We start from the raw sequence: 8,714 nt of genomic DNA on the forward strand, positions 1-8,714 counted from the left end.
TTTTAATAACTTGTTTTAAATGGTGTAATGCATACTGGTTCATTAACTAAATATGAGTATTTCGTTTCAAAAATCATGCCACCCTTTTCAGGAACATATTGATAGCTTTCTAAAATACCACCTTTTTGACAACAAACAACAATCCATTTATTTTCAAAGAATGCAATATCTGTAGGATTAGGAGATGTATCTGCAAAATCCATATATTGTAATGTTCCGTCTTCTAATATATTAAATAATACAAGCGAATCATGCCCTCTATTTGTTACATACATATGTTTACCATCTGGCGTGATTTTCATTTGACCAGCATATGAAGTTAATTCTTCTTCATCTTTAGGATATGTATCAACAGTTTGAACTAATTCAAATTGTAAATCTTGATAACGATAAACACAAATAGTATTAGCTAGTTCATTTAAAACATAAGCGTATGTTCCTTCATCATTAAAAATCATCTTTTTAGGACCTGATCCTGGAGTAAGTTCAAGTGTATGTTCTTCATCCATAATCAATGAACCATTTTCTTCAATTTTAAACATCAATACTTTATCTAATCCCAAAGCCACCACATATAATCTTTGTTGATCAGGTGTTAAACCAACATAAGTAGGATATGGTAAAGATTGTTTTTCTGGATTAACACCATGTCCTTCTAATTTATAAGTTGATAAAAATTTAACCAGTTTTCTTTTTACAAAGTTAGCAACAACAACTTCACCATTATAGTAATCTACACAAAATAAACGTGTTGCTGTTTCATCATCACCATTAGTACAAGCATGAATATATGTTTTTCCTTTATTACTTAGTCTTGATGCTAAACCTAAAGATTCAGCACGAGCAGCGTAAGAACACACCCCACCATCGGCAATTGTCCCCGAACTATTTTTATAAGTTACACAAGTAAAACGCCCATAATTAAAACTGTAAATTGGATCACTTGGAGTTTTAAAATATTTCTTATATAATAATTCACCGTTATCTATATCAATATGGAATGTATATAAACCACGAGTTTTATCATTTCCATATGAATTTACAAAAAATCCTTTTGTTTTTCTTTTCTTTCCAAAAATACTAAATATTGACATTATTTTCACCTCAATTATTAATTTAACAAATAAATATGAACGTTTTATTAAAAAAAGCTAATTAAATTAGCTTTTTACATAATTCTTGTTTTAGTTATCACCCAAACAATCTTCATCTTCATCGCCATCACAGTATTCAGTTTCATCACTTTCTTCTTCTGCAACGAATGATTGGAATACTTCTTCAATCATATCCCATTCTTCTGGAGTTTCTACATCAAATAATTGTCCATCATCACTATAAATTGACGCAAAAACACTTGGTTCATCTAAAGATGGATCATAATATAAAACATATTGTTTCCCTGTTTCATCACTTGTAAAAGTAAACAAAACTTCGAATTCAATTTCATTTCCTTGGTCATCAACGACCTGAATTTTATTTGCTTCCATAATATCCTTTCTACTTACTATCTAAATATCCTTGTAAAATAGCTACTGCAGCCATTTTATCAATAACTTTCTTTCTTTTTTTTCTTGAAACATCTGCAAAAATGAGTTGACTTTCAGCCACTTTAGTTGTTAATCTTTCATCTACCAAAATAACTTGAATCCCATCAATCATGCTTTCTAGTTTCTCTTTGAATTGAATAGAGATTTCTCCACGAATACCCACATCTCCATTCATATGTTTAGGCAAACCAAGAACAATGGTATCAATATCATTTTCTTTGACTAACTTTGCTACATATTTTGCTGGTTCATCATAGTGGTTTTCTTTAAAACGATACGTTTCAACACCATGAGCAATCATGCCAAGAATATCAGACATAGCTATACCACAAGTTCTTGATCCTAAATCAAGTCCTAATATTTTTTTCATTATTTTTTCTCCAAATAAGACTTAACTAGTTCTTCAATAATTTCGTCACGTTCTATTTGTTGAATAATATTACGTGCATTTTTATGACTAGAAATATAAGCTGGATCATTAGATATTAAATATCCTGCAATTTGATGAACTGCATTGTACCCTCTTTCATTTAGAGCTTGAATAACAGTTTCCAAATTTGTTCGAATCATCTCTCTACGCATATCTTCAGAACTAAATACTTTTGTTTTTGTCATATCACTCATCTAAATCACCATCCTATCTTCGTTCTAATATTTATTTTACACTATTTCATTTTAAATTACAAAATGTTTTTAAGTGCATCATGAACGAGTCCTAACTTATCGTTGACTGGACAACCACCTTGAGCAAAATCTGGTTTACCTCCACCACGACCATCTACAACTTCATTAATGGCTTTGACAATCATTCCTGCTTTATACTGATTTGTAAGATTTTTACTTACTGCTACAAAATAAGAACATTTATCTTCATATTTTGATAATAGAACCACAATTCCTTCTTCCATCTTATCTCTTAAATCAAATGCAAGTTGTTTAGCTTTTGCATTTTCTAATGTTTCTTCAACAAATAAAACTTTTACACCATTAATTTCTTCGATATCGTTAGCTTTAGAAGCTGCTTGCATTGCATTTAATTTAGATGTTAATTGTTCAATTTCACGTTTACTATCTTTTAAGTCTTGGTTTAATGCCTCAACTTTATTAATTACGTCTTTTCTATTTTTTAAGTTTAATATACTACTAATTTGATCTACTGTTTCTTTTTCATGAACCATATCTTGATAAGCAACCAAACCACTTCTAGCAACTATACGACGAATTCCACTTCCTACAGATTCTTCACTTATAATCTTAAATAGACCAATTTCTGAACTATTTGCAACATGACATCCACCACATAATTCCACAGAGTAATCACCAATATTGACAACACGAACAACATCACCATATTTTTCATCAAATAAAGCCATGGCACCTGTTTGTAAAGCTTCTTCTTTTGACATATTTTGAATTTTTACAGTTCTTCCCTCAAAAATAATTTGATTAACTTTTTCTTCAATTTTCTGTAATAACTCATTTGAAATCTTTTCAAAATGAGTAAAGTCAAATCTTAATACTTTTTCATCTACATAAGAACCAGCTTGACTAATATGATCACCTAATAATTCTTGAAGTGCTTTTTGTAAAATATGTGTAGCACTATGATTTGCTGTAATTTGACGACGTTTTTGTTGGTCTACATTTAATGTGAAAACATCTCCCATTTGAATAGAACCTGATGATAATTTTACAAAATGCATATGTTGTTTATTCGGTGCTTTTAATACATTAACAACATCTGCCTTTGTTGTATTATTTTCAATATATCCTGTATCAGCGCATTGTCCACCCATTTCTGCATAGAATGTTGTATTATCAAAAATAACTTCACCATAATCATCAATCTTATCTGTTTTCACTCCATCTTTAAATAAACCTATAACTACTGCTTTAACTGGTGAAGGATCATATGTAAATGATGATGGTAAATCAAAAGCCATCAAATCTGGTTTTTGACTTGTCATAGATTCATTATCTCCTCTTGAAGCACGTGATCTTTCTTGCTGAATTTTTAATTCTTCTCTAAACGCTTTTTCATCTACAGTTAAATTTGATTCTTCAGCAATTTCTAATGTTAATTCATATGGGAAACCATAAGTATCATAAAGTTTAAATGCATCTTTACCACTAATAACACCATTTTCATTTTTATCAATTAATGTTTTTAATAATTTTTCACCATTTAATAATGTCTTATGGAATGCTTCTTCTTCTTTTTTTACCATTGTACTAATAAAATCAACTTTTTCTGGTAAATAGTCATAAAAGTCTTTCATCATATCGCTTACCATTGGTACTAAATTATACATAAATGCTTTTTCAATACCAATTTGTTTTCCATAACGAACAGCTCTTCTTAAAATACGACGTAAAACGTATCCTCTACCAGCATTATCAAACATAGCGCCATCAGCTAAAGCAAAAGTAACAGTACGAATATGATCAGCGATAACACGATAAGCCATTTTATTTTCTTCATAAGAAACATTGGCTAATTTTTCAGTAGCATGAATAATTGGTAAAAATAAATCTGTATCAAAGTTTGTTTCTCCACCTTGAATAATACTTACCAATCTTTCTAATCCCATACCTGTATCAATATTCTTTTGTGGTAATTCTTTGTAATCTTTACGATCAATAGCAGGATTACAATCATATTGTGAAAATACGATATTCCATACTTCAATATATCGATCATTTTCCATTTCTTCAAAGAATAATTTTTCTCCTAATCCTTCAGGATCATATTTTTCCCCACGGTCATAGAAAATTTCTGAATCAGGACCTCCTGGTCCTTCTCCGATTTCCCAAAAGTTTTCATATGTTTTTAAAATATGACTTGGATCAACATGACAAACTTCGGTCCAAATACGATATGCTTCTTCATCATCTGTATATACAGTTACGTATAATTTGTCTTTATCAAATCCAATATATTCTGGACTTGTTAAAAATTCCCAAGCAAAAGGAATCGCTTCTTTTTTAAAATAATCACCAATTGAAAAGTTACCTAACATTTCAAAGAAAGTATGATGTCTAGCAGTTTTTCCAACATTTTCAATATCATTAGTACGAATTGATTTTTGTGCATTGGCAATACGATTACATGCTGGTTTTTCTGAACCATCAAAATATTTTTTTAAAGCTGCAACACCTGCATTAATCCATAATAAAGTTGGATCATTATGAGGAATTAATGATGCACCTGGTTCAATCATGTGTCCTTTTGATTTAAAATAATCCAAAAACATTTGTCTTACTTGATTTCCTGTTAATTGTTTCATTCTTTTTCTCCTTTTTGACAATATAAAAAGTCGTCCTATTCTAGGAACGACTTTATCGCGGTACCATCCTAGTTCATGATATACATGCCCTTAATTTAACCTTAACGCAGTTTCACGGTAATGATTAGTTACTCTCAAAAGTAGCTTTCCTATTTTTCATCCAATTGTTTGCACCAACCACAATTTCTCTTAAGAATTAAAAATAGTACTTATCTTTTTCAACGATTTAACTGCATTATACATGAATTAACAAATGTTTTCAATATGAAACACTACATCTTTTCTTTAATTGTTTCCATCATTTGGCAACCACAATTTGTCTCACTAAACAAAATAGCAAGTGAAACAATTGTTAATGCCATAACTAAATTATTTCTTTTCATATAATCACCTCTATTTAGTATGGTCATCATCCATAAAATCATACAAATTAAGAGTTTGATTATTTTGAAATTGTTGAATAAGTGATGTCTTTCTTCTTTCATCATAATCGTATTGAATTCCTCGTATAAAAGCTTGTGGATCACCTAAAATAAACAATGACTGTTTTGCTCTTGTTAATGCCGTATATAATAAATTTCTTTTTAACATAATTGAATAATCATTTAATACTGACATAATCACAATTTTAAATTCACTGCCTTGTGATTTATGAATAGACATACAATAAGCAAGTGTAATTGTATAAAAATCTTTTGATGTATACATAACAATTCTTCCATCATAATCAACAATAAGTGTATCTTCTAAATACTCCATATTATCTTTTTTACAAATATCAATTAAGATACCAATATCACCATTATACACATCATCTTCAGGTCTATTTTTTAATTGTAAAATTTTGTCGCCTACTCTAAAAATTCTACGACCGACTTTATATTCTAGCTGATTTTCATTTGCAGGGTTAAATACTTCTTGTAATGCATCATTTAAAGCGTCTATTCCTGCCACACCCTGATACATCGGCGCAAGAACCTGAATATCATAGATGTCATAACCCTCTTTAATGGCTTTTTTTACAATTGTAGTAACATTCTTTACCATATCATAATTTGTGCTTTTAAAAAAATGAATATCCGAATAATTTTCAAACAAAGACAAATCTAATAATTGATTGTGAATGATACTATGCGCTAATTGAATAATTCCAGAATCTTTTGACTGTCTAAATATTTCATCTAATTCAATGACATGTAAGTCTAATTGAATTAAATCTTTTAATACATTTCCTGGTGCTACTGAAGGTAATTGATGATAGTCACCAATGAATAGTAATTTATGAATTTTATTTGAAGCATCTAATAATTTACTTAGAAGTAAACAATCAACCATCGAAAACTCATCAACAATTAAAACATCATAATCCAAAGGATGACTATGATCCATTGCAAAAGTATTAGAATGTAAATCCCATTTCAATTCACGATGAATTGTACAGGCTTCTAATCCAGTTAATTCGCTTAACCGTTTTGAAGCTCTTCCTGTCGGTGCAACAAGACCTATTTTTTCTTGAGGATACAGTTGATGATAAACATCTAAAATCAATTTAACAATCGTTGTTTTCCCCGTTCCTGGTCCACCAGTTAAAATCATAAAAGGATATTTTAAAAAGTGATTAATAGCTTCTTTTTGCTTTTTAGCATATTGAATTCCATATTGTTTTTCTTTATTTTCTATAAATTGATCAACTTCGTTTTGGTCGTAAATATCATCAGGAATATGCAAAATTTGCTGGATAAATGATGCTATGAGTTTTTCAGCTTGATACATTTCATAATAATAGTATCGGTTATCTTCTAAGATTACTTTTTCTTCTTCTATTAACTCATCTAAGTATTTTTCAAATTGATCATCAATTTGAAAAATTAATTGATTCATCATTTTTTTTATTTCGCCAAGTGAAACATAAGTACTTCCTGTAGAAAAACCAATTTGTTTAATACTATAAATAATAGCCGCTTTAATACGATGGGGATCTTCAGGAGATCCTCCAATTTTTAAAGCCAGTTCATCTGCTGTTTTAAAACCAATACCGTCGATATCTTCAATCAATTGATAAGGATTATTTTGTAAAACCTCAAGTGTTTTATCTTTATATTTTGCCTGAATAAGACCTAAATTTTTCAAACTAATTCCATGTCCCATAAAAAAAGCAGTCACTTCTTGGTCAAAGTTTTGACTTGATAAAACTTGATAAATCGTTTCTCTTTTAAGCTCCGTCATGGACTTCACTTGATCTAAACAATGCTTATCATCGATAATTTTTTGTAAACAATCTTTACCTAATGTATCAACAATATGACCCGCTAAAACCTTACCTACTCCTTTAAATAAAGGACTAGATAAATATTTAACAATTTCCTCTTTATCATCACTTAGTACAACCTCATACCGTTCCATTTTAAATTGTTTACCATATTTAGGATGAATTTGCCAATCTCCATAAAAACAGTATTTATCATAATCATTAAATTGACTCATATAGCCATTTAAAGTAAACCAATGTTCTTCTTCCTCACATTCAACAACTGCCACAATATAATAAGAAGATTCGCTATAAAAGCGAACCTGTCTAATAAATCCTGTATATTTAATCATTATAGATACTCTATCTCTTTTCCATCTTTATATACTTTTTCAATTGTACCACCACCTAAACAAACATCACCATCATAGAAGACAGCAGCTTGTCCAGGAGTAACTGATTTTACAAGTTGATCAAAGTGAAGTTTAACAGTATTTTCATCAATAAATTCTAGTGTAATAGGATTATCTTTTTGTCTATATCTAAATTTAGCTTGACAATGAATACTACCTTGAGGTTTTGAAGAAGGCATCCAGTTAACATCTGTAATCAAAGCTCCATCAGACATCAACCAATCATTTTGATCACCCTGACAAATATAAAGTACATTTTTATCATAATCTTTTCCAATAACAAACCAAGCATCACCAGCCCCACCAATGCCTAATCCCTTTCGTTGTCCAATTGTATAATACATAATACCAATGTGATCTCCTATCACTTTTCCTGTCTGGATATCTACCATTTTTCCAGGTTTAGCAGGAATATAATTTTGCAAGAACTCTTTAAAATCACGTTCACCAATAAAACAAATTCCCGTACTGTCCTTTTTATGAGCAACAGGCAAATCAAGTTCTTCTGCAATTTTTCTAACTTCACTTTTTTCTAAATCACCTAGCGGGAATAAAGAAGCTTGTAGTTGTTTTTGATTAAGTTGACACAAGAAATAAGTTTGATCTTTATTATGATCTACACCTTTTAACATAATTGAATCTTGTCCATCATGATGAACAATACGAGCATAATGCCCCGTTGCAATATAATCAGCATCTAGCATTTGAGCATATTCTAAAAAAGCTTTAAACTTAATATGTTTATTGCATAAAATATCAGGGTTTGGTGTTCTTCCTTTTTTGTATTCTTCAATAAAGTATGTAAATACATTATCCCAATATTCTTTGATAAAGTCGACTCTTTTAATCGGAATACCTAAGCATTTAGCAACAGCTTTAGCGTCATTATAATCTTTTTCTTGAGGGCATACATCATCGTTATTAGTAGGATTACCTAAAATATCATTATTTAATTGACTATCCCAATTACGCATAAAAACACCAATAACTTCATATCCTTGTTTTTTCAATAAATAAGCTGCTACTGCTGAATCCACACCGCCACTTAAACCAAGTACAACTCTCTTTGCCATATTATTCCTCCTCATCCTTTTTTGCTTTACTATTATATCATGTTTAATCAGAAATACTAGCGATTATGCCTATAAATATAAAAAGCTTAATTGCTAATAAAGAGTATTTAAAATAATCTGATATTTTAGTTTTAAACAAAAATAGT

Annotated in this window: 7 protein-coding genes and 1 other annotated feature; all 7 genes read right to left on the reverse strand. The window is 29.8% G+C overall.

What is annotated here, in order from left to right; all coding sequences use genetic code 11:
• Window positions 1-2: 2 nt before the first annotated feature.
• On the reverse strand, window positions 3-1,094 hold the full coding sequence (locus DWZ53_RS02930) for a beta-propeller fold lactonase family protein (protein ID WP_118431845.1): 1,092 nt from the start codon (window positions 1,092-1,094) through the stop codon (window positions 3-5).
• Between the two features lie 90 nt (window positions 1,095-1,184).
• A complete protein-coding gene (locus DWZ53_RS02935; protein ID WP_118431847.1) occupies window positions 1,185-1,487 on the reverse strand; it encodes a DUF1292 domain-containing protein in 303 nt (100 codons plus the stop codon).
• A gap of 10 nt (window positions 1,488-1,497) precedes the next feature.
• Window positions 1,498-1,917 carry a Holliday junction resolvase RuvX gene (gene ruvX, locus DWZ53_RS02940; RefSeq protein ID WP_118431849.1) on the reverse strand — a complete coding sequence of 140 codons (420 nt, stop codon included), beginning with the start codon at window positions 1,915-1,917 and terminating at the stop codon, window positions 1,498-1,500.
• Entirely contained in the window at window positions 1,917-2,171 is a 255-nt protein-coding gene (locus DWZ53_RS02945) for an IreB family regulatory phosphoprotein (protein ID WP_118431851.1), read from the reverse strand. Before DWZ53_RS02945 ends, ruvX begins: the two co-directional genes overlap by 1 nt.
• A 56-nt stretch (window positions 2,172-2,227) precedes the next feature.
• A complete protein-coding gene (alaS, locus tag DWZ53_RS02950; protein ID WP_118431853.1) occupies window positions 2,228-4,834 on the reverse strand; it encodes an alanine--tRNA ligase in 2,607 nt (868 codons plus the stop codon).
• Window positions 4,835-4,873: 39 nt separating this feature from the next.
• Window positions 4,874-5,065: a binding site (T-box leader), on the reverse strand.
• A gap of 162 nt (window positions 5,066-5,227) precedes the next feature.
• Window positions 5,228-7,435 carry an ATP-dependent RecD-like DNA helicase gene (locus DWZ53_RS02955; RefSeq protein WP_118431855.1) on the reverse strand — a complete coding sequence of 736 codons (2,208 nt, stop codon included), beginning with the start codon at window positions 7,433-7,435 and terminating at the stop codon, window positions 5,228-5,230.
• Entirely contained in the window at window positions 7,435-8,568 is a 1,134-nt protein-coding gene (mnmA, locus tag DWZ53_RS02960; protein WP_118431857.1) for a tRNA 2-thiouridine(34) synthase MnmA, read from the reverse strand. The genes DWZ53_RS02955 and mnmA overlap by 1 nt, the downstream gene beginning before the upstream one ends.
• Window positions 8,569-8,714: the final 146 nt, after the last annotated feature.

It is taken from the genome of Coprobacillus sp. AF33-1AC (genome assembly GCF_003475785.1).
Taxonomy (GTDB): Bacteria; Bacillota_I; Bacilli_A; order Erysipelotrichales; family Coprobacillaceae; genus Faecalibacillus.